The organism is Alteromonas sp. ABM1_013 (assembly GCF_056160505.1).
Genome location: NZ_JBSWXH010000002.1, coordinates 768,657 through 792,224, shown reverse-complemented (window position 1 = coordinate 792,224; position 23,568 = coordinate 768,657). Strand labels below are relative to the sequence as shown.

Below are 23,568 nucleotides of genomic sequence, written 5' to 3'. Positions count from 1 at the left end.
GAAATTCAAAGCTCGCGATTATAGCCGACCACGAGCACAATACCAAGCGCGTGCACATTCCCGCTCAGCGTCCTTTCACTACCTTTAAAATTTACTCGCCACCGCTTCTGAAATGCCTAGGGCGCATGCCCAATACAACCATGGTGGTAATGAACAGTATGACCGACAGCAAAATGGTTATTCCTACTTCTAACATTTGGGAGGAAAGCGATAAATCAAAGAAAGCTAAGCCTTGATCGCGATAATAAATAAGCCCGCCCATAGCTGCACTTGCAATTACCACCCGCGCTATAAACAGAACCGATGTACGGCTAAGGGCAAACACTCCTTGACGGTGCAGCGTTATGTAGAGCAAAGCGGCGTTGAGCGTCGCAGACATGCTAGTTGCAATAGCTAATCCTACATAACCAAAAGGTATAGCTAGGACCACGTTAAACACCATATTAGCGACCATACACCAGATGCCAAATTTCACCGGCGTTTTGGTGTCTTGGCGAGAGTAAAAACCTGGCGCAAGAATTTTAACCAGCATAAAGCTAAGCAAGCCAAACGAGTACGCAGTAAGCGAATAAGAGGCCATAATAGCCGTTTCAGCAGTAAAGGCTCCGCGTTGGAAGATAACAGTTAAAATAGGTCTTGCCATTACGCCGAGCCCCACAGCTGCGGGAATACCCAATAAACACACCATACGAAACGCCCAATCAATGTTGGCAGCAAACGCTTTGGGGTTGTTACTTACGTGATTTCTAGACAAGGTAGGTAGAATTACCGTTGCGATGGCGATACCAAACAACCCTAGGGGAAATTCAAGCAGCCTGTCAGAATAGTACAACCAGCTTATTGAACCGGTCACTAAAAAGCTGGCGATAAAGGTATCAAACAGCAAGTTAATCTGACCTACTGACACACCGAACAATGCGGGGATCATCAAGGTACGTACTTTAACCACATTTTCGTCGTGCCAGCCCCACTTTGGCTTTACCAAAAGCCCAGCCTTGAACAGAAACGGTAGCTGAAACAAGAACTGCACAATACCGCCGATAAACACGCCCCACGCGAGGGCGTAAGCGGGTTGCTCCAGCGTAGGTGCTAAGTATATTGCACATGCGATAATGCATACATTAAGCAAAACGGGGGTAAAAGCGGCAACCGCAAATTTATTGAGCGTATTGAGTATCGCCCCTGCCAAGCCAGTCAAAGAGATAAATGCTAAATAGGGAAAGGTAATTTTCAACATGGTCGAGGCAAGCACAAATTTGTCGCCGGCTTCATCGCCTTCCAGCCATGCCATAAACCAACCGGTACCAAACAGGGCTGCCAAAACAGGTGATGCAATAACACCAATAATTGAAACCACAAACACGATAGCGCCCAACGTACCGCTAATTTTTGCAACAAATTCTCGTAACTGCTTTTTATCGTCGTTTTCGTGAACCTCGGTTAACACCGGAATAAACGCTTGCGCAAAAGCGCCTTCAGCGAATAGACGACGTAAAAAATTGGGAATTTTGTTGGCAAAGAAAAATACGTCTGCGGCTGCCCCATCGCCCATAAGCTTGGCAACAACAACATCACGTACTAGGCCTAATACTCGCGAGACCAAGGTCATAATACTGACGATAAGACCAGATTTTATTAACTTCCGTGACACGTCACACTTCCAATAAGAGATAAAGAATAGGCTGAACAGCAAACGCTTTTTTAAGAGTGATTAAAGGCGTCCGCTCCAAGTAAAGAGGCAACAATAGGTTGCGAGCGAGCCATAATAGCGAAAGCCTATGGTCTACGAAACGATTTATTCAAAATAGTTGTGCACCTTTATGGACTTTCTTGCTATAATCCGCGCCCGATATGGGGTGCTGTTGTTTATGCATGTCTATCGCTTAAATGTCCTGAAAGAATTCCGTTACAGATATCTTTCAAAAAATTTCGCAGAGAATGTGCAACGTGTTGAGCATACTTTGTGTTCAATAGCTTGCGCGTTTTAACGCGGAACGATTTAAGTTTTAAATCGTTTGACATTTGGGCGTTTGGTAGGCACAATCCGCACCCTCGTTTTTGACATGAATTTATTTTGGGAGTTACACCTTGGCTAACATTAAGTCTGCTAAGAAGCGTGCAATCCAAGCCGAAAAGCGTCGTCAGCACAACGCTAGCCGTCGTTCAATGACTCGTACAAGCATCAAGAAAGTTATCGCTGCAATTGCAAGCGGTGACAAAGAAGCGGCACAAGCTGCACTTACTGCTGCTACTCCAGTACTTGACAGAATGGCTACTAAAGGCTTGATTCACAAGAACAAAGCTGCTCGTCATAAGAGCCGTCTAGCTGCACAAATTAAAGCACTAGGTTAATCTTTACGATTAGTAGTAAAAAAGCGCCCTTCGGCGCTTTTTTTGTATCTGTAATCAAATCGACGTTTATTTATCATTTCCGAATAAGCATTAAACTTACAAGCATAAAGCCCACCATTAGGCGAGCTCTCTCACTAGATAAAAAGTCTTTGCGCTGTGTTCACACTTTATACGCTATCAGCTCATCTTCCTTATTGAGCTAGCCGGCGCGATACGCATGATCCAGTGAAGAATTGCCCAAGGCCAGCTTGGCACAAAAGCGTTCGCCTTCTCTTTATTAATTGCATTGACCATAGCGCGACAGCCCACATCGGTATCAACAATAAATGGTACCTTCTCAACTTTTTCATTTATTTCACTTCGAATGAAACCAGGATGAATGCAGGTGACATTAATCGGCGTATTCATTACATCCATTCGAATGCCCTCAGTCATAGACGTTAGACCTGCCTTCGTAGCTGCGTAAACGGTCATAGCACGTCTAAACCCGCGCACAGCACTTATAGATGAAATCGTTACTAAATGACCACTATTTTGCGCCCTAAAGATAGCCATAGCCGCTTCACATTGTGCTAGCGCCGACACAAAGTTAGTCACCGCCGTTTGCTTGTTAGCGTGGAAATACCCTGTGCCAATTGACGCGCCCTTCCCCATCCCTGCATTCACGATGACTCTATCGAGTGTTCCCATGTCAGCTTTGAATGCGTCGAACACTTCAAAAACCGCATCGTGATCATTTACATCAAGCGAGCGAATGTACACGTCAATGTTTGGGTTAATTGAAAGTAATTCTTCTTTCAGTTTTTCTAAGTTCTCAAAGCGCCTTGCGCATAGCGCTAAGTTACATCCTTGTTTGGCAAACTCAATCGCCATTCCCTTGCCTAAGCCGGAACTCGCGCCCGTGATCAGAATATTGCGTCTTGTTGTCATTATCGTTTTCCTGATGCTTTAATGGCCTTATTACAGCGCCACATTAAGTAATGAATGAAGATCCAAAAGTTTTTAAAAGCTGGATTATTGGTTTGCTTGTGGTGATAGCGATAGTAGATTTGCTGGGCAATACCGGCTAAACGGAAAAGTCCGTAAACTTCATAAAAAGCAAAATCTTCTACATCTATCTCCATTTCTTTGCAGTAATACGCCACAACTTGTTTGCGAGTTAGCATTCCCCGTAAGTGAGTTGGCTGGCGGCGCGTTGATTGCGCTAAAAAGTCATCATCAGCTTGCACCCAATACGCCAAGGTATTACCCAAGTCCATAAGCGGGTCGCCCAAGGTCGCCAGTTCCCAGTCCAACACACCAATAATTTGCGTATAGTTATCTGGCTTTAACACCACGTTGTCGAATCGGAAGTCATTGTGGGTAATACAAATGCGTTCATTAGCAGGCATGTGGTTTTCTAGCCAGCGCATTATTTTTTTACCCGAGGGGACATTCCAGGTTTTTGCTTTACTATAGCGTTCGCTCCACCCGCTTATTTGGCGTTCTATATAGCCAGCACCTTTACCTAAGTGCTCAAGCCCCGCTTTTTTATAATCAACTTTATGAAGTTCAATTAAACTATCAAGTACATTAGTGCAAAGCTGCTTGGTTTGCTGCTCTGTTGTCTCTAAACCTCTGGGTAAGTTTTTTCGGGGGATTACACCAGTAAATTTTTCCATTACGTAGAACTCAGTGCCTAATACGCTTTCATCTTCACAAAGCCCAAGCATTTCTGGCACATACCGGTACACAGGCTTTAGCGCGTGCTGCAATCGATACTCCCGCCCCATATCGTGGGCCCCTTTGGCTTTTGTACCTGCTGGTGCCCTACGCAAAATTAATGACGTTTGCTCGCCCTGGTTTTGATCGCTGCTTTGATAGTCCAAGCAATACGTCCAATTAGACGCGCCACCGGAATACTGGGTTACCTTAGGTAAACTATCGCTACTTTGTATAGCGGCTGACAATGGATTCGAGGCACTAATATTTTCCTTAAGCCAATTGTGTACAGCGCCGACGTCTAGCTCTTCTCCTGCTCGCACGCTATCCGCTTTATCTACTACCTGTTGTTGCATATATTGTTCTTCTTTTACTCTTGTGCTAAACGCTTATTTAAAACTGGTCATTGGTAAGCATTTATTCGAAACAAATTTTGTCTTTCGCAGCTCATCACCTAACTCATACTAGCGAGTGGCAATAAGGTTTCTGGCAATAAGACGCTAACAAAAAGCCTGTTTTTATTCTTTAATTGCTCTTTTCCATCGCTCGTTTCATCGTTTTAGTTTGATTGAGCATATTGCTTATATAGCGCTGCGTGGGTAACAACTTTTTCAATAAGAACGCACGTTTGCCTAACTTGTGAGTGAGAATAAGAAACTTCCCTTGACTCACTTGTTGATATATTGACTCTGCCACCTCTTCTTTAGTCATATCTGCCTTAGCGAAAAACTTATTGATCATCTTATGCGAAGCTGGATTGCTACTTCGCATCGATTCATCTAAATTCGTTTTAAAGAAACTAGGGCATACCACACTAACGTTTATATTGTCTGGTGCTAGTTCCAACTTCATAGTTTCAGAAAACGACACGACTGCGGCTTTAACTGCGTTGTAGCTTCCCATATAAGGAATAGGTGTGAGCCCTGCTTGCGAGGCAACATTGATAAAGTAACCATTGCCTTGCTTTCGCATTAACGGTAATAGCGCACGACTTACTCTTACCATGCCTAACACGTTAATATCGAATACCCACTGCCACTGATCGATAGTTTCGTCTAAAAGACTCCCCCCCGTAGCGACCCCAGCGTTATTGAACACATAATCAACGCCTCCCCAGCGAGTTTCGATAGTTTGCGCTAGGGCTTCAACATCATTGTCAGAGGTTATATCGCAGTGAACATAAAACGCATTTGCACCTTGTGCACAAAGCATATCTACCGTTTCAACGCCCCTTTCTTGGTTAATATCGGCAACACAAATATTTATATCTTTATCTTTGTTCACCCATTTTTCCGCCCATTTTAGGGCAATGGCCTGGCCTAAGCCGGTAGCACCACCGGTAATCAATAAACGCATCATGTGTTTCCTATTTATTATTATTTCACGAGTATTTTTGGCGTTGTTTTTACAGCTATTTTTGCATTTCGTTTTGCCCACAGAGCTAATAATGCAGGACCGATGTACATGGCTATACCGTAAACGCCGGGAGCGATGGCATAGTCAGGCGCTTGTAAAAAAGTAATGCATATGAGCATGGCAAGAGCCGCGTTTTGTACGCCTATTTCAATAGCAAGCGTAAGCGAGTCTTTAAATGCTAGGTTTGAAAGCTTAGCAAGCCCGAGGCCTAACAATACCGATAATAAATTTAACGTTAAACATATCAAAAACGCGCTTTCAAAGGACGCGGCTAAATTATTTCTTTCAGAAACCAGAACGCCGACAATCATGAGCAACATGAAATACATCGAAAACTGCCGAAAAAAGTTCTCTGTTTTCTTGGCAAACACCAGATAAAATCGACGAATTGTCATGCCAATAACGACCGGTAGAATCGACACGCCGACGAGCCCTATAACGGTTTGGATAATAGAAAATTCTGGCGCGTTTTCTTTTACAAAGTAATCAATCGCAAATTGGATAATAAATGGCGTGGTGAACACGCAAGCAATGGTTGAAATTGCGGTTAGGCTAACTGAAAGGGCTAGGTTGGCTTTTGCGATATGGCTGATTAAATTACTGGTAGTACCGCCAGGGCATGCTGCCAAAACCATTACGCCAACAGCAATATAGTCAGGCACACTAAACGCAATACATAAACTTAAAGCTAGCAAAGGCAACAAGATAATTTGACCGATAAAGCCTGTTATGACCGCTTTAGGCGCTTTAATCAATCGGGCAAAGTCAGCAAGGGTCAGGGTTAGCCCCATGCCAAACATCACAAATGCCAACGCTAGAGGTAACAACACCTCGGTAAGTACAGATGCCTGCATGCACACGCCCCTTACAAAAGAAACCTTTTATTAACATTTGAGCCAGTGTACCCTGTTTAACAATAAATAAAAATGATGCCTTATTATGGAAACCCATAAATAATATGCATGGAAAAATAGATTTTAATTTGTTCGTAGTGCTACGTGCAGTCTATGAGCACGGCAGTATTACGAAAGCCGCCAATGCACTACATATTACTCAGCCTGCGGTAAGTCATGCGCTCAGTAGGCTACGAGAAAAATTTGATGACCCATTGTTTACGCGCCATGGGCGACAAGTTATTCCTACCCCATTCTGCCAAGGCATCATTACGTCGGTCGTGACATCAATTGAAACCCTTGAAAATACCTTAAAAGGCAAAGTGGACTTTGACATAGGTGATAAACCACGCACAGTTAACCTTGGAATGCGTGATATTTTAGAATCTATATTTTTTCCAACGTTAATTCCTGAACTTGTTCAAAACACGCCTAATATCACGGTAAATAGCAGGCAAGTAACCTGGCCCGAACTTGCCCCGGCACTTACTAACAAAGAGGTCGATATTGTCATTGATGCCCTCGTTCCTACCAGCAGTGAGATACGTTCTCAGTTTATCTGCGAGGAAACCTTCGTTGTGGTATGTGCACCAACAAATAGCTACCTAGACAACCCCAGTATTGAAAACTACTCAGTTGCACAGCATGCGCTCGTGTCTTTAAAAGATTCTAAACTAGACACCGTTGATCTCGCCCTTGCTCAACACAATTTGCATCGAAAAATATCCCTACAATGTGAGCACTACTTTGCCGCTCTTAATGTAGTGAGTCAGTGTGACCTTCTGCTTACTATGCCAGCACGCTTTGCACATCAGTTTAGCGACAAATGTTATATCGAGACTTTGCCACTTCCGTTTGAAGTACCTCCTCTTCCCGTGCACATGTACTGGCACAAAAATGCGGATGAAGATTTAGTAAATATTTGGATGCGGGAGAAGCTTTTAGAAGTGGCGAATAAGTTGGGGCTATAAAGAAGCGCTTGCGTTTCTGTAACACAATGGTCAAGCAAGCGTCACGGTAGTGTCAATTTGCAGACCTATAGTGACGGTCCAAGGCATCGCTTTGGGAAACCGCTATGAAAAAGACACATTATCGTACGCTTTGGCTTTCAGATATCCATTTGGGAAATCGCGACTGCAAAGCTGAATACTTACTTTCCTTTCTGGACAGCATCACGGTAGACACCTTGTATTTGGTAGGCGACATTGTTGATATGTGGCAAATGACCAAACAATTTCGCTGGCCAAAGGCGCACAATCAAGTCATGCACAAATTCATGCAAATGAGTCAGGAAGGTACACGTGTAGTGTACTTACCCGGCAACCATGATGAGCCTATTCAATCTTACTCTGGTATGGCCTTTGGCGATATTGAAATAGAGCGTGAGCTGGTGCACACCACGGCACAGGGAAAACGTTACCTGGTTTTACATGGCGATCAGTTCGATGGCGATGTGACCATGGGCAAATTCCATGCTTGGATTGGCGATAAAGGTTATGACCTCTTGCTTTTTCTAAATCGCGAATTCAACCGTTTGCGCGCGTGGCGCAAGCGGGAATACTGGTCACTAGCGGGCTACATTAAAAAGCATATTAAAGGAGCAAATGAAGCCATTGCTCGATATCGCGAAGCATGCTGCAAGCGTGCCGACGATATGGGGCTAGATGGTGTAGTGTGTGGTCATATTCATCACCCTGAAAGTAGTTTTGAAAACGGCATACACTACATTAATGATGGTGACTGGATAGAAAACTGTAGCGCTCTCGCTGAAGACATGAATGGTAATTTATCTCTTATTCATTATCTCGATTCACTAGAATCAGCTACGGTAACATCAATCGCAACCAAAACCTCTCGTTCAAAAGCTGCGTAGTTACCGCATCTTTTAAAGGGGGCCACTTATAGCCCCCTCTAATGCTTTTACTGCACGCATCTACGCGTAACTAACTTGTCGAGCCAGCACTCATAACATCTTTTTAACACTGTCAAATAACTGCCATCAAAGTGTGTAAAAAGCGTCATATTGTCCTGCTATTGTTCGCCAAAACCGAAAGAGAAACAGGTTCTATGTTTACTGTAAACGACGTACTGAACAAGCATTATCCTCAAGTAGCGAACAATCCTATTCTGTTTAAATCGCTGTCTTTCGTATTAAGACACCTTCTTCACGAACGCGAAATTACCGAATTTGGTGAAACCTATCCGCACTATGAAGACATTGATTTTGTCGAGCAAGTGTTGGAGTACTTCAATATCAGCTACTCCACCCGTGATGTCGAAAAAGAACGTATTCCAAGCGAAGGCAAAGTGGTAATTATCGCAAACCACCCTATTGGCTCTCTCGATGCCCTTGCGCTAATTAAACTAGTTAGTGAAGTGCGGCACGACTTAAAAGTAGTGGCCAATGAAATGCTCATGGCTATTGAACCTCTTCACGATATGTTGCTACCAGTAAATAATATGCAGGGTGGTACACCGAAGCAGCATTTATCGGCTATCCAAAAACACCTCAAAAGCGACGGTGCTATATTGATTTTTCCTGCCGGTGAAGTCTCTCGATTACGCCCGCAAGGTGTTCGCGACACGCGATGGCACACTGGCTTTTTGCGTATTGCAAAGCAAGCTAAAGCGCCGATATTGCCGGTTTACATTGACGCTAAAAATAGCCCCCTTTTTTACAGCGTGTCTATGGTATACAAACCACTCGCCACCGCACTGCTGGTTAAAGAAATGTTCAAACAGCGCAAAAAGCATTTACCTATGCGCATTGGCGAACTTATTCCTTTTGAAGCTTACCAGCAAACCAATATTCCGCTAAAAGAGCAGGTAAAGCTGTTTAAGCGCCACCTATATCGCATTGGCAGCAACAAGAAAGGCGTATTTGAAACGCAGGCGTCTATTGCTATGCCCGAAGACAGAAAAGAGCTCGCCCGCGCAATTCGAGAATGTGAGCATCTCGGAGAAACGGGTGATGGAAAGTCTATCTACCTGTATCAGCACAAAAGCTGCTCGCCAATTATGCGTGAGATAGGCCGCTTGCGAGAAGTCGCATTTCGCGCCGTGGGAGAAGGCACCAATAAACGTAGAGATATTGATCAATACGACTCTTACTATTATCACCTTGTGCTATGGGACGACAGCGACTTGGAAATTGTAGGCGCCTATCGCTTTGGCGATGCAGAACTTTTGACAGCGCCCAATCACCCTACGGGACTTTATTCTGCCACTTTATTTAATTATGGCAAAAACAACGACAAACTTTTTAAGGAAGGCCTAGAACTAGGGCGAAGCTTTGTTCAGCCTCGCTACTGGGGCAAACGCAGTTTAGATTACTTGTGGTTTGGTATTGGTGCATTTTTAAGTCGTTATCCCAAATATCGTTATCTATTTGGTGCAGTGTCACTTAGTAATGCCTATCCAGAACCAGCTAAAGACCTATTGGTACAATTTTACTCCACGTATTTTCCTGCAAAGTTTGGTGAAGCGACCTGTAAACGCCCTTATCAAATGGCTAACGATGCGCTACATCAATTCAAAGGTAACGATTACAAAGCCGAATTTACCGAGCTAAAGGATTTATTGGCTAATATGGGCGTTAACGTGCCTACGCTTTATAAGCAATACTCTGAACTGTCCAAAGACGGTGGTGTGGCGTTCCTTGGATTCAATGTCGACCCAGATTTTAACGACTGTATTGATGGCTTGGTAGTGGTTGATATGCAAAGCCTTACCGAGAAGAAACGCAAACGCTATTTAACTGACATTCAGCTTAAAGCCACTGCCTAATGTTTTAGGAAAGAACACGTCTTTTATAAAGCCTACGCAAAAGCTAAAAAGGGAGCGCCTAATTGACGCTCCCTTTTCATTTTTACTAGAAATATCAAATGTAATTATCGACCGCCAATATTTTTAAGGATATCCGTATAGATATCTTCAAGTGTAAGTAAATCCGATAAGTGAATGTGTTCGTTTACCTGATGGATAGTGGTGTTGGGCACACCGACTTCGACAACCTGTGTGTGCTCGCTTGAGAAGAAGCGCCCATCTGACGTGCCGCCGGACGTACTAACTACAGGATAACGACCTGTGGCGGCTTTAATGGCTTTCTCAACGCAAGCTATTAGGCAACACTCTGCATTACTATTAGGCTTGCTTAAGTATGCTTCACAGGGCCTTGAAAAGCTGACTTCGGCTTCTACATCAACGGTATTGATGATATTGCGTAGCAAAGCAGATAAGCGCTCTTGATCAAACTGCCACGAGTATCTTACGTTAAACTCTATACGAACAGCACTAGGCACTATGTTATCGGTGAAGCTTCCTGTATCCATATGTGTTACTTGAAGCGTGGTGCCAGGAAAGTCATCGCTTCCTGTATCAAAAGGATATTGAGTTAGTGCATTAACCACTCTACTCGCTTTGTGAATAGCATTCACTGCTGTCTTTGGGTATGCCACATGGCCTTGCTTTCCTGCAATATGGATAGTGCCTGAAAGTGAGCCTCTGCGACCAATCTTTATCGTATCGCCAGTTTTAGAAGATGCCGAAGGTTCGCCCACTAGGCACATATCGAGCTGTACATTTTTAGATGCTAAATATTCAGCTATCCATTTAGAGCCCCACTCCGCCTCCCCCTCTTCATCACTGGTGATTAGCCACCAATAAGATATTTTATCAGGATCTAAAGAGGCAATAGTTCGCTCAGTCGCTGCTAGCATAGCTGCAATGCCCGTTTTCATGTCGGCAGCACCGCGTCCGTATAGTTTATTTTTACTTATAACCGGGCTGAAAGGGGGAGATTTCCACTTATCGAGAGGGCCAGGAGGCACGACATCTGTATGGCCGCTAAATGCTAAGTGAACAGGCCCTTGCCCCCATCTGGCGATGAGGTTCTTGACCCCATTAATCTTATGCTTTTCACATGAAAAACCAAGCTTTTCAAGCTTATAGATTAGGTAGCTTTGACAACCCGCATCTATTGGAGTGATAGACTCTCTAGCCATTAAAACTTCGGCAAAGTGAATACTGCGCGCCGGCGCTAAAGAAGGTAAAGGCTGAATTGACATTCATGTACCCCAATTTAGAAACATGGGTCTATTACACAAATTTAAAGTGACACGCTAATAACAGATTTGCGACAAAGTCATGACAACAAAGCCAAGGCTTTTTTGGCGTGAATGGCCGCAAATAAGAATACTGCAGGCGTATGGAAGTTTCGACCGGCCTCCCTAATATTTGTCTATAGCTCCACACATTGTTATAAATAGGCCACAACTTATAAGAAGGCAGTACTGTGTTAAAAATAATTGTTTTAATACCCCTTATCTTGTCATTACTTTGGTTTGGTTATTTGCAAGCCAATAAATATACTCTTGAACAAGGCAAGCAGGGGTTTCTTTACATATTCGTGCTATCCGGAGTTATTGCCGCGTTTTATACACTCATGCTGTTTTTAACGAATTAGCTCTTTTTTGCCATAAAGTCTATCTCTTCGCACTAACCCTATACAGCCTAAGAGATTAGCAAGTAAATTTACCGCAGCATTGATTATGCTGTGCAGCACCAATTAAATAACCACTTAGCAAAGTAAGTTAAGCGATCAAAAAAGCCAGCTTTGATTAAGAAGCTGGCTTTTCACTATTTCTAATTGTTACCACCCTACCATCGAGTGGCTGAAGTTGCTTACAATGACTCTGAAATAGTCACGTCAGCATTTGCGCGAAGCGCATCGATGTACTGCTGATAAACACGTTGACCTTGTACTTGAGCAAGACGCTGTTTCAGGCTTTCACCTAGCTCGTTTTCAAGTTCAGGAGCAGCATTTACGCCTTCTAGCATTACAACTGCAACATCGCCGTTAACTGTTGTTGCTACGTCAACTTTATCTTCACCTTCAAGACCCAGTGAGAAAAGCGTGTCAACCAATGCACGAGCCAGTGTACCACCTGATCTTGGCACCGCTGAAGCCGTTTCCCAAGCTACAGATTTTTCTGCTAGTTCGCTTTCAACATTTTCTTCTGCGCGTACTTTTTGTGCGATGTCAAAGGCCCAAGCTTCTGCTGCTTCTTTCGCTTTTTCCGCTTTTACTGATGCTTCAATTCCCTCGCGAACTTCATCTAGCGACTGAGTGCGTTGTGGTTGATGTTCGATAACACGTGCAACAATTACCGTCTCGTCATCAAGTTCAACGATGTCGCTGTTAAGGCCTTCTTCAACTAACTCTGATGAGAAAGCAACATCCAGCAAGCCGGGGAAGCTTAGCTCCGCAGGCGCCGTATTTCGGCTGAAAAGCACAGACTCTTGTATAGGTAGATCTACAGCATTAGCTGCATCTTCAAGCGTATCTGGCACCTCAAACGCAATTTCAGCTAAGGTATTTTGAAGCTCAAAATACTTCTCCATTGCCGCATCGTAAAGAAGGGTATCGCGAATCTCGCTAGCCACTTCATCGAATGATTTTACTTGCGCTTCTTTTAAATCTGTTAGCTTAATAATGTGAAAGCCAAACTCGGTCTCAACAACGTCAGATACATCACCGACGTTTTCTAAAGCAAACGCAGCTTCATCGAACGCTGGGTCCATCATTTCAGGTGTAATGAAATCTAGGTCACCGCCGTTCTCAGCTGAGAATGTGTCGTCAGAGTTTTCTTCAGCAAGCACTGCAAAGTCGGCACCGTTATCAAGCTCAGTTTTCAATGACTCTGCTTTTGCTTTCGCAGCGTCTTGGTCGTCACCTGCTTCGATAAGGATGTGTGAAACTCGGCGTTCCTCTTCAGTACCATAGCTTCCTAGGTTATTGTCATAATAGGTGCGTACTGCTTCTTCATCTACAGAAACGCGACCTTTTAGATCTTCAACACTTAGTTTTACATAAGCCAGTTTCACCTGCTCTTCAGTATCGAAAGATGCAATATTGTTATTGTAGAACGCTTCTACATCAGCATCTGTTACTTCGATAGAACTGGCAAATTCGTCAGAGCTCACTAATACGTATTTCGCATCACGAGTTTGACGTTGAAGGGCATTAGCCTGCTGCACTTCACCGTCTAGAGAAAATGAAGAATTCGTTAACGCTGCAGCCAATTGATTCTGAGTCATCTGCGTTCTTAGGTAGTCGCGAAAGTCTGCAACTTGAAAACCATTTTGACGGAGAATAGCTTGGAAACGCTCGTTATCAAACTGACCACCAAACTGAAATTCAGGCATTTGCACTATCGTTTCACGAATTTGTTCATCGCTTACGCGCAAGCCCATATCGGTAGCTTGTTGCTGAATCAGTTTTTCAGCAATAAGTCTGTCCAGTACATTTTTTCTAAAATCTGCGAGATATTCTTCGCTAGAGAAAAGCTGCGCGATGCTTTCGCCGTACTGTGACTCCATTTGTGCACGCTGGTTTTGGTATGCACGTTCTAGTTCTTGTGCCGAAATTTCTTCGCCGTTTACAGTTGCTACTGCTGTAGTGCCTGATGATGTTAGGTAGCTACCTACACCTGCGAATACGAAACTTAAAACGATAAGCGCAATAATCGCCATCGCCCAAGGGCCTTGAGAACCTTCTCTGATTCTTTCTAGCATGATTGTTCTTCAACTCCGTTGCTTACTACAATTACCCTAACCCATCACTTGCGGGCGAGCTCAAGGTAAAATAAGCGATGATTATAACCCAATGCCGCCGAATATAAACGCCAAAACAAACTATTTGTAATGTCTTTCGTCAAGTTAAGGCGTTTCTCTGACATGTATGAAAATCGGCATGCCTGCAGGAGGTATTCTCACTCTTGAAATAATGGGGTCAGAGTCGTTACTCTGACCCCAATATTGAATTCTTTGCTTTAGAAATAAAAAAGGCGATGGACTAGCCATCGCCTTTTTCTATAATTTTTTTGCTTAGTTACAAGCGTCTTTCAGTGCTTTACCAGCTTTGAAAGATGGAACTTTCGCTGCTGAAATCTGAATAGTCTCACCAGTTTGTGGGTTACGACCACTGCGAGCTGAACGTTCGCGAACTGAGAAAGTACCAAAGCCTACTAGTGCAACTTGGTCGCCGTCTTTTAGCGCCGCAGTTACTGAGTCAGTGAATGCGTCAAGAGCGCGGCCAGCAGCTGCTTTAGAAATGTCTGCACCAGCAGCGATTTGGTCGATAAGTTGAGACTTGTTCACAATTAGATCCCCTTCGATTGTTATTATACTGTTTGTCCAAAACGATTTTGCTTGAACGTTATAGCAAGCTTGATCGTTAACATCAAGCTTCAGTCACAAATAATTAACTTTTTAAATGAATCGCTGCAATCCCTTTTGTGGCAAGGCTTCAAGCGAATACCACTTAAAGGTAACACAACTTTTGCGACATGAAAGCCCTATTTTCAAAAAAATAAGCTTTTCTTTCATCTAATGCGCATAATTTAGTCAATTATTGCATTTTTATAGCAAAAACAAGGCTGCACGCCTTTAAAATTAAAGGTATGCAGCTACACGCGTAAGTTACTTTTTAACCACTTCGAAACTTTCAACAGGCTCCTGAAGCGCAATATCAAGAACGTCATCAATCCATTTAACCGGGTGAATTGATAAATCTTTCTTCACATTGTCTGGAATTTCTTCCAGATCACGCTCGTTGTCCTTTGGAATAACCACGGTTTTGATGCCACCACGGTGTGCTGCAAGTAACTTTTCTTTTAGACCACCAATAGCAAGTACTTCACCGCGAAGCGTAATTTCACCCGTCATGGCAACATCACACTTCACAGGGTTACCTGTTAGTGAAGATACTAAAGCGGTACACATTGCAATACCTGCGCTTGGGCCATCTTTTGGTGTTGCACCTTCAGGAACGTGCACATGAATATCACGCTTCTCATAAAAGTCATCATTAATGCGAAGCTTTTCAGCGCGACTTCTTACCACTGTCATCGCCGCCTTAATTGACTCCTGCATGACATCGCCCAAAGAGCCTGTAGAAGTCATTTTTCCTTTACCTGGAACCGATGTGGTTTCAATGGTCAGTAGGTCGCCACCAACTTGAGTCCAAGCTAAACCGGTAACTTGACCGATTTGGTTGTCTTTGTCGGCTTTGCCGTAGTCAAAGCGCTGAACACCAAGATAGTCTTTAAGATTATCTTGAGTAACAACCACCTTATCTTTGCTTTTCGTAAGTAAGATATCTTTAACCGCTTTACGGCATACCTTAGATACTTCGCGCTCTAAGCTTCTAACACCCGCTTCACGCGTGTAATAACGAATCATGCCTATAACAGCAGAATCTGTAATCTCAAGCTCTTTCGCTTTAAGGCCGTTGCGCTCCATTTGCTTACCAATTAAATGGTTCTTCGCAATGTTAAGCTTTTCGTCTTCGGTATAACCAGATAGTCGAATTACTTCCATACGGTCAAGCAACGGACCAGGGATATTCATGCTGTTAGAGGTTGCGACGAACATAACGTCAGATAGATCGTAATCCACTTCTAAATAATGGTCGCTAAAGCTGTTGTTCTGCTCTGGGTCAAGTACCTCTAGCAAGGCTGACGCTGGGTCTCCTCGCATGTCTGATGACATCTTATCGATTTCATCAAGCAAGAATAGTGGGTTTTTAACCCCGACTTTCGCCATTTTTTGAACGAGTTTACCTGGCAATGAACCAATGTACGTACGACGGTGACCACGTATCTCGGCCTCGTCTCGCACGCCGCCCAAGGCCATACGGACATATTTACGTCCAGTCGCTTTAGCGACAGACTGGCCTAGCGAGGTTTTACCTACACCTGGAGGCCCCACAAGACATAGAATTGGGCCTTTAAGCTTTTTAACACGCTGCTGAACCGCTAGGTATTCAAGAATACGTTCTTTTACCTTTTCTAGGCCGTAATGGTCTTCGTTAAGCACATCTTCAGCCCGTGAAAGATCTTTCTTCACCGGCGAGCGCTTATTCCAAGGAACACTAGTAAGCCAATCAATGTAGCTTCGAAGAACAGTAGCTTCTGCTGACATCGGTGACATCATTTTTAACTTTTGAAGTTCAGCTTTCGCCTTGTCTTCTGCCTCTTTCGGCATTTTCGCGTCGGCAATCTTTTTAGATAGTGCCTCGAACTCATCGGGCGCATCGTCTAACTCACCCAATTCTTTTTGAATGGCTTTCATTTGCTCATTCAAATAATATTCGCGCTGGCTTTTTTCCATTTGCTTTTTAACGCGGGTGCGAATTTTCTTTTCCACCTGCAGCAAATCAATTTCGCCTTCCATCAGTGCCATCAAATACTCAAGGCGCTCATTAACACCCTGCATTTCTAGCACTTTTTGCTTTTCAGTAAGCTTTAGAGGCATGTGCGCAGCCATGGTGTCGGCTAGACGCGCCGCATCTTCAATCCCATTAAGTGAAGTCAGTACTTCTGGCGGGATTTTCTTATTCAGTTTCACATAGCCTTCAAACTGTGAGACTGCAGAGCGAATCAAGACTTCTTGCTCACTCTCATCAATGCCTTCATCTTCTAACTTATCAACGTTAGCAACAAAGAAAGGCTCTGATTGTTTATAGCTTTCGATTTCACCACGTACGCTACCCTCTACAAGTACCTTTACAGTACCGTCAGGAAGCTTTAAAAGCTGTAGGATAGTAGCAATGGTACCTACAGTGTAAATGTCATCTGCTTCAGGCTCATCAACGCCCGCGTCTTTTTGTGCTACTAGAAAAATTTGTTTGTCATTATCCATTGCCGCTTCAAGGCAACGGATTGATTTCTCACGCCCAACAAATAGGGGTATGACCATATGCGGGTAAACAACCACGTCCCGCAAGGCAAGCACAGGAATTTCAATGCGATTTTCACGCTCAACTGTCATACTTGTTCTCAATTAGTTTGAAATGTCATTTTTATATGGGGATGCAAGAGCAAAGTTCAATCGAAACTTATTAAAGTGTGTTAATTCCTTAACCTTACCTTCCCTGCTCTAGGGCCAGTCGACCTTAATATAACCATTATCGATTTTGCACCGAATGGCAACACAAAACTAAAAATTCTAGTAGAAAGGATAGCTTTACCACCCTTGCTCGCTTAATAATTAGCCAAATTGGCGCATTAGTTTTTGTCAGTTACCACAGATTACTTACGACCAATTATCAACCTTTAGAAACAAAAAAAGGTCCCGCAGGACCTTTTTTGAATCAAGCTAACATCTATTCAGATGCGGCCTTTTTCTCATTGCTGTCGTAAATCAAGATAGGTTTTGATTCACCGCGAATTACCGTTTCATCAATAACCACTTTGCTTACGTCTTCCATAGAAGGAAGATCGTACATGGTATCAAGCAAAACCGCTTCAACAATTGAGCGAAGGCCTCGAGCACCGGTCTTGCGATCCATTGCCTTTTTAGCAATGGCGTTAAGTGCATCGTCACGGAATTCAAGTTCAACGTCTTCCATAGAGAACAATGCACCATACTGTTTGGTGATTGCATTCTTAGGTTCACGTAAAATTTGAATTAGCGCCTCTTCGTTCAACTCTTCAAGGCTGGTAACCACAGGAAGACGACCGATGAATTCTGGAATTAACCCGTATTTCACCAAGTCTTCAGGTTCAACCTGCTTAAACAGCTCGCTAATTTGCTTACTGTTGTCTTTCGACTTAACCGTAGCACCAAATCCAATACCTGTGTCTTTCTGTGCGCGCTGCTCGATAACCTTATCAAGGCCAGCAAATGCTCCACCACAGATAAACAGTATTTTAGAAGTATCAACTTGCAAAAACTCTTGCTGAGGATGCTTACGTCCACCTTGCGGAGGAACCGACGCAACCGTACCTTCAATCAGCTTAAGAAGCGCTTGCTGAACACCTTCACCCGATACGTCACGGGTAATTGATGGATTGTCAGACTTACGAGAGATCTTGTCGATTTCGTCAATGTAAACAATACCGCGCTGTGCTTTCTCTACGTCGTAATCACACTTCTGAAGTAGTTTTTGAATAATATTCTCAACATCTTCACCCACATAGCCCGCTTCCGTCAGCGTGGTTGCGTCAGCCATTGTGAACGGCACGTCAAGTAAACGTGCAAGCGTTTCTGCTAATAGGGTTTTACCACTACCGGTAGGGCCAATTAACAGAATGTTACTTTTCCCTAGTTCAACGCCTTCGTGAACATCGCCATTGCGCAAACGCTTGTAGTGGTTATAAACCGCTACTGACAACACCTTCTTTGCATGTTCTTGGCCGATAACGTAATCGTCAAGATGCGCATGAATTTCAGTTGGTTTAGGTAAAGCGTCCTGCTTTTGCTTAGGCGCGATTTCCTTAATTTCTTCGCGAATGATATCGTTACATAACTCAACACACTCGTCGCAAATAAATACCGACGGGCCTGCTATTAACTTTCTTACTTCGTGTTGGCTTTTGCCACAAAACGAACAGTACAGTAGCTTGTTATCACCGTCACCGCTTTGCTTATCACTCATTACTTTTGCCTCTGCCTTACCCGAGCCGAAAACCAAATTCGTGCTATGCACTGGCCCGGGTCATCTATAACTATACTACTTAGTTCCGGCTACGTCAGATCGATTTGCTAAAACTTGGTCAACCAGGCCGTAATCTTTTGCCTCGGTTGCGCTTAAAAAGTTATCACGGTCTGTGTCGCGCGCGACTTTTTCATAGTCTTGACCAGTATGGTCTGCCATTAGGCGATTCAACTTCTCTTTAATAGACAGAATTTCTTTCGCATGTATTTCAAAATCAGATGCCTGACCTTGGAAACCACCAAGAGGTTGGTGAATCATAACGCGAGAGTTAGGTAGACAATAACGCTTACCTTTTGCTCCTGCAGAGAGTAGAAATGCGCCCATGCTCGCAGCTTGGCCCATACACACTGTGCTCACGTCTGGCTTGATAAATCTCATTGTGTCATAGATTGCCATACCAGCAGTTACAGAGCCGCCCGGCGAGTTGATGTATAGGAAAATATCTTTCTCTGGGTTTTCAGCTTCTAAGAACAACATTTGTGCAACGATGAGGTTGGCCATGTGATCTTCAACTTGTCCTACTAAGAAAATTACGTTTTCTTTTAGAAGACGAGAGTAAATGTCGTATGAGCGCTCACCTTTTGAGGTTTGCTCAACAACCATAGGAACAAGTGCATTCATTGGGTCAAACGGGGTATTAGTCATAGCTACCTTGATTATCTAGCGTTAAAAACAAAAATGCTCGGAAGGCTCCGAGCATTTAAGCAGTTGCTGACAAGTATTGTCAATCAGACAGTAAAAAATTACGCCTGTTTGTTCATAACCTCGTCAAAAGCTTTAGTTACTTCAGTAACTTTTGCTTGCTCAAGAACCCACTCAATCGCTTGTTCTTCTAGCGCAACGTTTTGCATTTGCTGCATAAGCTCTTGATTGTTGTTGTAGTAGTCAACAACTTCTTGTGGATCTTCATACGCAGAAGCTGCAGTTTCGATCATCTCGTTAACTTTAGCTTCGTCTGCTTTTAGTTCGTTTTCTTTGATTACTTCACCTAGAAGTAGACCAATAGATACGCGACGCTTAGCGTTGTCAGTAAACAGTTCCGCAGGAAGGTCTGGAAGGTTCTGACCACCGCCTTGTTGGCTGAAACGTTGCTTCGCTTGCTCGCGTAGTGCGTTTACTTCTTGATCGATAAGCGCTTGAGGAATATCAATCTCGTTAGCTTCAACAAGTTTAGAGATTACGTCTTCTTTAACTTGTGCTTTAAGCGTTTGGTCTAGCTCACGCTGCATGTTCTTACGAACTTCAGCTTTAAGTGCGTCAACGCCGCCTTCTTCAACACCGAATAGCTTAGCAAACTCTTCGTCAACTTTTGGAAGGTCTAGACCTTCTACTTTCTTAACTGTCGCTTGGAAAACTGCGTCTTTACCTTTTAGGTTTTCAGCGTGGTAATCTTCTGGGAACGTAACTTCGATGGTTACTTCTTCACCCGCTTTCGCACCAACTAGTGGCTTCTCGAAACCTGGGATCATGCGGTCTTTGCCAAGCTCTAGCGCGAAATCTTCTGCTTTTCCGCCTTCGAACTCTTCACCGTCGATAGAGCCAACGAAATCGATGATAACTTTGTCGTCTTTCTTCGCTTTACGCTTAACTTCTTTCCAAGATGCGTGCTGCTTTTGAAGCGTTTCCATCATGTTATCAAGATCTTTGTCAGTAATTTCTACTACTGGCTTTTCGATTTCGATATCGCTAACACCTTTCACTTCTACTTCTGGGTAAACTTCGAAAGATGCTACAAATTCTAGGTCCTGACCGTCTTCGTCTTTAGTCAGTTCAAACTTTGGCATACCAGCAGGCTGAATCTTTTCTTGAATGACTGCTTGGTAGAAGTTTTGCTGCATAACATCGCCAGCAACTTCTTGGCGAACTGCCTGGCCGAAACGCTTTTTGATTACGCTTACAGGAACTTTACCTGGACGGAAGCCGTTGATGCGTTGTGTTTTTGCCAACTGCTGTAGGCGTGACTTAACTGCTGAATCAACCGTGTCAGATGGAACGGTGATAGTAAGACGGCGTTCTAAACCCTGGGTCGTCTCGACTGAAACTTGCATTATGTTACCTCAACTATACGCCTCTATAGGCGTTTTGTTCTCAATCCCCTCTCCCGTCATGCATTAATTGCATATCACTCCGGGGTAGAAGGTCGTTATTCGACGTTTATAAAATCAAAGTTAGGACACAAAATCGTGCCACAAAGCCAACCTGAAACAAACGTACTGGTTAAAAAAAGACGCGGTAGTATACAGCCGCACACCACAAGAGTCGAGAGGGAAACACAAGTTTGTAACAACCAATCGAACGCATTTTAAACAAATTGCGAAACTAGTAAGAAAAATAGATTGAAAAACGACTTTGACTAGCGGTTTGGGACGCTATTTGAAGAGGACAAAAGAAAAAGTAAGAAATAATGGTCGGTGAGACAGGATTTGAACCTGCGACCCCTTGTACCCAAAACAAGTGCGCTACCAAGCTGCGCCACTCACCGATATAGATATCTCTTTAAAGACTCTTGAAAAGACTCAAGAATATGGTGCGGAAGGAGAGACTTGAACTCTCACGCCGTGAAGCACTGGAACCTAAATCCAGCGTGTCTACCAATTCCACCACTTCCGCGAAAAAGTGGGGTGGACGATGGGACTTGAACCCACGACAACCGGAATCACAATCCGGGGCTCTACCAACTGAGCTACGCCCACCACAGTAATCCTGTGTTTGTCTACGTGTGAATCGATAAACACATAAACAACTATCGAACTGTCAGGATCTCACTTTACTGCTCGATAGTCTGGTTTGACTTTAATTCAACACCCTTTGCTTTACTCGCTGAGCTATGAATTATTGCTAAGTCAAATAAGCATAAATGGTCGGTGAGACAGGATTTGAACCTGCGACCCCTTGTACCCAAAACAAGTGCGCTACCAAGCTGCGCCACTCACCGACAGGAATGCTTAAGGTAAGCTTTTAAAAAAGCTTGAAAATATGGTGCGGAAGGAGAGACTTGAACTCTCACGCCGTGAAGCACTGGAACCTAAATCCAGCGTGTCTACCAATTCCACCACTTCCGCTAAAAGTGGGGTGGACGATGGGACTTGAACCCACGACAACCGGAATCACAATCCGGGGCTCTACCAACTGAGCTACGCCCACCATAGGGTGTGTTGCAATCTACAAGCTTTATATTAGCAATATAGATACAAAAATTCTGCCTTGCTATCAGGACCTACCTGACTCGCATGGCGCGCCCGGCAGGATTCGAACCTGCGACCCACGGCTTAGAAGGCCGTTGCTCTATCCAGCTGAGCTACGGGCGCTTGGCGAATCTTCGCTGCAAAAAGTGGTCGGTGAGACAGGATTTGAACCTGCGACCCCTTGTACCCAAAACAAGTGCGCTACCAAGCTGCGCCACTCACCGACTGTCGTATCGACCAAGATGCATAAGCCTCTGTGCCGTTACGGGGTGCGAATATTACTGACATCCCCCCACCTCGTCAAACACTTTTTTAAATAAAATCGCCAACCGCTCACAAAGCACTCATTATCATGTTTTTTTGTACAATCCCGCTTCTATTTCGCTACTTTTAACCACGCTGAGCAACCCGTAAACGAGTTTGTCGTATTGATATTACGAGAAAAGTTATTTGTTCAACTTATTGATGTTCGATGGCAACCAATAACTACTATCTAATAATTGCTAGAGTATACCCCCTGTTTTATGGAACAATATAGGGCACTTGTTGACCACCCAACCATATAAGAATCGTACAAGACTATGACCGCTCATCTTATTGACGGCAAATTAATTGCCAAGCAAGTTCGCCAACACGTAACCTCCTATGTTGAGTCACTCACCCAAGCAGGCAAAAGACAGCCAGGTCTCGCCGTTGTCCTCGTAGGCAGTGATGCCGCTTCTCAAGTTTATGTTTCAAATAAGCGTAAAGCCTGTGAAGAAGTAGGATTTGTTTCTCGCTCTTTCGACCTTCCTTCAGACACTACGGAAGAAACCTTGCTTAACTTAGTGGATGAGCTCAACGAAGATAAAGAGATAGACGGTATTCTTGTGCAACTTCCACTACCTGCAGGTCTCAACGCAGAGAAAGTATTAGAGCGTATTCACCCTCATAAAGATGTTGATGGCTTCCATCCCTATAACATTGGTCGTCTTGCTCAACGTATTCCCGCTTTGCGTCCTTGTACACCTAAGGGCATCATGACCATGATTGAGTCTACCAAACGCCCTGTTAAGGGTTTAGACGCGGTTATAGTAGGCGCATCTAATATTGTAGGTCGCCCTATGAGTCTTGAATTATTGTTAGCAGGCTGCACCGTCACTACCTGCCACAAGTTTACCCAAGACCTAAAAAGTCATGTTCAGCGTGCAGACTTACTTGTCGTAGCAGTAGGTAAACCTAATTTTATACCTGGCGACTGGGTTAAACCCGGCGCGATTGTAATTGATGTAGGCATTAATCGTCTTAATGATGGCTCGTTAATTGGCGACGTCGATTTTAAAAAAGCCAAAGAGCGTGCAGGCTGGATAACCCCTGTACCTGGCGGTGTCGGCCCTATGACAGTGGCAAGTTTGATAGAAAACACGCTTGAGGCATACGTTAAGTTTCATTCCTAAAGCACTAAGATTCACTCAAATTTTAAAGGCAGAAATTAAATTTCTGCCTTTTTGCTTTATACTCCCCTCTCTTTGAATACAGA

17 protein-coding genes and 8 tRNA genes are annotated in these 23,568 nt (G+C 43.8%); 5 read left to right on the top strand and 20 right to left on the bottom strand.

The window, feature by feature from the left end; all coding sequences use genetic code 11:
• Window positions 1-91: 91 nt before the first annotated feature.
• Window positions 92-1,651, bottom strand: a complete 1,560-nt coding sequence (gene murJ, locus ACXAGK_RS08035) for a murein biosynthesis integral membrane protein MurJ (RefSeq protein WP_474855482.1) — start codon at window positions 1,649-1,651, stop codon at window positions 92-94.
• Window positions 1,652-2,088: 437 nt separating this feature from the next.
• Between murJ and rpsT the strand changes: the two genes are divergently transcribed.
• On the top strand, window positions 2,089-2,352 hold the full coding sequence (gene rpsT, locus ACXAGK_RS08030; RefSeq protein ID WP_014950134.1) for a 30S ribosomal protein S20: 264 nt from the start codon (window positions 2,089-2,091) through the stop codon (window positions 2,350-2,352).
• Window positions 2,353-2,529: 177 nt separating this feature from the next.
• On the opposite strand, the gene ACXAGK_RS08025 is transcribed toward rpsT, so the two are convergent.
• The 4 genes from ACXAGK_RS08025 to ACXAGK_RS08010 all read right to left on the bottom strand — a co-directional run bounded on the left by ACXAGK_RS08025 (window position 2,530) and on the right by ACXAGK_RS08010 (window position 6,323).
• Window positions 2,530-3,282, bottom strand: coding sequence for an SDR family oxidoreductase (locus ACXAGK_RS08025; protein ID WP_239257843.1), 753 nt, complete (start codon window positions 3,280-3,282; stop codon window positions 2,530-2,532).
• Complete coding sequence (locus ACXAGK_RS08020) at window positions 3,282-4,409, bottom strand: phosphotransferase family protein (protein WP_474855480.1); 1,128 nt, start codon at window positions 4,407-4,409, stop codon at window positions 3,282-3,284. The genes ACXAGK_RS08025 and ACXAGK_RS08020 overlap by 1 nt, the downstream gene beginning before the upstream one ends.
• Before the next feature lie 169 nt (window positions 4,410-4,578).
• On the bottom strand, window positions 4,579-5,409 hold the full coding sequence (locus tag ACXAGK_RS08015; protein ID WP_474855608.1) for an SDR family oxidoreductase: 831 nt from the start codon (window positions 5,407-5,409) through the stop codon (window positions 4,579-4,581).
• Between the two features lie 20 nt (window positions 5,410-5,429).
• The gene (locus tag ACXAGK_RS08010) at window positions 5,430-6,323 is read right to left on the bottom strand and encodes a bile acid:sodium symporter family protein (protein WP_474855478.1); all 894 of its coding nucleotides are present in this window, start codon (window positions 6,321-6,323) and stop codon (window positions 5,430-5,432) included.
• Window positions 6,324-6,427: 104 nt separating this feature from the next.
• Between ACXAGK_RS08010 and ACXAGK_RS08005 the strand changes: the two genes are divergently transcribed.
• From ACXAGK_RS08005 to olsF, 3 genes are all read left to right on the top strand, one after another.
• Entirely contained in the window at window positions 6,428-7,333 is a 906-nt protein-coding gene (locus tag ACXAGK_RS08005) for a LysR family transcriptional regulator (RefSeq protein ID WP_474855476.1), read from the top strand.
• Window positions 7,334-7,437: 104 nt separating this feature from the next.
• Entirely contained in the window at window positions 7,438-8,235 is a 798-nt protein-coding gene (locus ACXAGK_RS08000) for a UDP-2,3-diacylglucosamine diphosphatase (RefSeq protein ID WP_474855474.1), read from the top strand.
• A gap of 194 nt (window positions 8,236-8,429) precedes the next feature.
• On the top strand, window positions 8,430-10,148 hold the full coding sequence (gene olsF, locus ACXAGK_RS07995; RefSeq protein WP_474855472.1) for a bifunctional ornithine lipid synthase OlsF: 1,719 nt from the start codon (window positions 8,430-8,432) through the stop codon (window positions 10,146-10,148).
• A 104-nt stretch (window positions 10,149-10,252) separates the two neighbouring features.
• Here olsF and dapE read toward each other — a convergent pair whose 3' ends face one another.
• The 15 genes from dapE to ACXAGK_RS07920 all read right to left on the bottom strand — a co-directional run bounded on the left by dapE (window position 10,253) and on the right by ACXAGK_RS07920 (window position 22,273).
• Window positions 10,253-11,428: a succinyl-diaminopimelate desuccinylase gene (gene dapE, locus ACXAGK_RS07990; RefSeq protein ID WP_474855470.1), complete on the bottom strand. Its 1,176-nt coding sequence runs from the start codon at window positions 11,426-11,428 to the stop codon at window positions 10,253-10,255.
• A gap of 616 nt (window positions 11,429-12,044) precedes the next feature.
• Window positions 12,045-13,937, bottom strand: a complete 1,893-nt coding sequence (locus ACXAGK_RS07985; RefSeq protein ID WP_474855468.1) for a SurA N-terminal domain-containing protein — start codon at window positions 13,935-13,937, stop codon at window positions 12,045-12,047.
• Between the two features lie 312 nt (window positions 13,938-14,249).
• Window positions 14,250-14,522, bottom strand: coding sequence for a nucleoid-associated protein HU-beta (hupB, locus tag ACXAGK_RS07980; protein WP_012518978.1), 273 nt, complete (start codon window positions 14,520-14,522; stop codon window positions 14,250-14,252).
• Window positions 14,523-14,843: 321 nt separating this feature from the next.
• Window positions 14,844-17,195: an endopeptidase La gene (gene lon, locus ACXAGK_RS07975; RefSeq protein WP_474826725.1), complete on the bottom strand. Its 2,352-nt coding sequence runs from the start codon at window positions 17,193-17,195 to the stop codon at window positions 14,844-14,846.
• Between the two features lie 334 nt (window positions 17,196-17,529).
• On the bottom strand, window positions 17,530-18,804 hold the full coding sequence (clpX, locus tag ACXAGK_RS07970) for an ATP-dependent protease ATP-binding subunit ClpX (protein ID WP_118493314.1): 1,275 nt from the start codon (window positions 18,802-18,804) through the stop codon (window positions 17,530-17,532).
• Between the two features lie 75 nt (window positions 18,805-18,879).
• Window positions 18,880-19,509, bottom strand: coding sequence for an ATP-dependent Clp endopeptidase proteolytic subunit ClpP (gene clpP / locus ACXAGK_RS07965; RefSeq protein ID WP_118493312.1), 630 nt, complete (start codon window positions 19,507-19,509; stop codon window positions 18,880-18,882).
• Between the two features lie 98 nt (window positions 19,510-19,607).
• Window positions 19,608-20,912: a trigger factor gene (tig, locus tag ACXAGK_RS07960; RefSeq protein WP_118493310.1), complete on the bottom strand. Its 1,305-nt coding sequence runs from the start codon at window positions 20,910-20,912 to the stop codon at window positions 19,608-19,610.
• A gap of 357 nt (window positions 20,913-21,269) precedes the next feature.
• A tRNA-Pro gene (locus ACXAGK_RS07955) sits at window positions 21,270-21,346 on the bottom strand.
• A 43-nt stretch (window positions 21,347-21,389) separates the two neighbouring features.
• Window positions 21,390-21,474: transfer RNA gene (locus ACXAGK_RS07950), tRNA-Leu, on the bottom strand.
• Window positions 21,475-21,481: 7 nt separating this feature from the next.
• Window positions 21,482-21,557 (bottom strand) — tRNA-His (locus tag ACXAGK_RS07945).
• A gap of 165 nt (window positions 21,558-21,722) precedes the next feature.
• Window positions 21,723-21,799 (bottom strand) — tRNA-Pro (locus ACXAGK_RS07940).
• Window positions 21,800-21,841: 42 nt separating this feature from the next.
• Window positions 21,842-21,926 (bottom strand) — tRNA-Leu (locus tag ACXAGK_RS07935).
• Between the two features lie 6 nt (window positions 21,927-21,932).
• Window positions 21,933-22,008: transfer RNA gene (locus ACXAGK_RS07930), tRNA-His, on the bottom strand.
• An 87-nt stretch (window positions 22,009-22,095) separates the two neighbouring features.
• Window positions 22,096-22,172, bottom strand: a tRNA-Arg gene (locus ACXAGK_RS07925).
• A 24-nt stretch (window positions 22,173-22,196) separates the two neighbouring features.
• Window positions 22,197-22,273 (bottom strand) — tRNA-Pro (locus ACXAGK_RS07920).
• Window positions 22,274-22,630: 357 nt separating this feature from the next.
• On the opposite strand from ACXAGK_RS07920, the gene folD reads away from it, so the two are divergent.
• Entirely contained in the window at window positions 22,631-23,485 is an 855-nt protein-coding gene (folD, locus tag ACXAGK_RS07915; RefSeq protein WP_474855466.1) for a bifunctional methylenetetrahydrofolate dehydrogenase/methenyltetrahydrofolate cyclohydrolase FolD, read from the top strand.
• Window positions 23,486-23,568 lie beyond the last annotated feature (83 nt).

What these genes read in the sequence shown, in the direction of transcription:
- ACXAGK_RS08020 (WP_474855480.1), bottom strand. Translation starts at nt 4,409, where the DNA reads ATGCAACAACAGGTAGTAGATAAAGCGGATAGCGTGCGAGCAGGAGAA.
- ACXAGK_RS08000 (WP_474855474.1), top strand. Translation starts at nt 7,438, where the DNA reads ATGAAAAAGACACATTATCGTACGCTTTGGCTTTCAGATATCCATTTG.
- clpP (WP_118493312.1), bottom strand. Translation starts at nt 19,509, where the DNA reads ATGACTAATACCCCGTTTGACCCAATGAATGCACTTGTTCCTATGGTT.
- clpX (WP_118493314.1), bottom strand. Translation starts at nt 18,804, where the DNA reads ATGAGTGATAAGCAAAGCGGTGACGGTGATAACAAGCTACTGTACTGT.
- olsF (WP_474855472.1), top strand. Translation starts at nt 8,430, where the DNA reads ATGTTTACTGTAAACGACGTACTGAACAAGCATTATCCTCAAGTAGCG.
- lon (WP_474826725.1), bottom strand. Translation starts at nt 17,195, where the DNA reads ATGACAGTTGAGCGTGAAAATCGCATTGAAATTCCTGTGCTTGCCTTG.
- dapE (WP_474855470.1), bottom strand. Translation starts at nt 11,428, where the DNA reads ATGTCAATTCAGCCTTTACCTTCTTTAGCGCCGGCGCGCAGTATTCAC.
- ACXAGK_RS08025 (WP_239257843.1), bottom strand. Translation starts at nt 3,282, where the DNA reads ATGACAACAAGACGCAATATTCTGATCACGGGCGCGAGTTCCGGCTTA.
- ACXAGK_RS08005 (WP_474855476.1), top strand. Translation starts at nt 6,428, where the DNA reads ATGCATGGAAAAATAGATTTTAATTTGTTCGTAGTGCTACGTGCAGTC.
- folD (WP_474855466.1), top strand. Translation starts at nt 22,631, where the DNA reads ATGACCGCTCATCTTATTGACGGCAAATTAATTGCCAAGCAAGTTCGC.
- ACXAGK_RS08010 (WP_474855478.1), bottom strand. Translation starts at nt 6,323, where the DNA reads ATGCAGGCATCTGTACTTACCGAGGTGTTGTTACCTCTAGCGTTGGCA.
- ACXAGK_RS08015 (WP_474855608.1), bottom strand. Translation starts at nt 5,409, where the DNA reads ATGCGTTTATTGATTACCGGTGGTGCTACCGGCTTAGGCCAGGCCATT.
- ACXAGK_RS07985 (WP_474855468.1), bottom strand. Translation starts at nt 13,937, where the DNA reads ATGCTAGAAAGAATCAGAGAAGGTTCTCAAGGCCCTTGGGCGATGGCG.
- tig (WP_118493310.1), bottom strand. Translation starts at nt 20,912, where the DNA reads ATGCAAGTTTCAGTCGAGACGACCCAGGGTTTAGAACGCCGTCTTACT.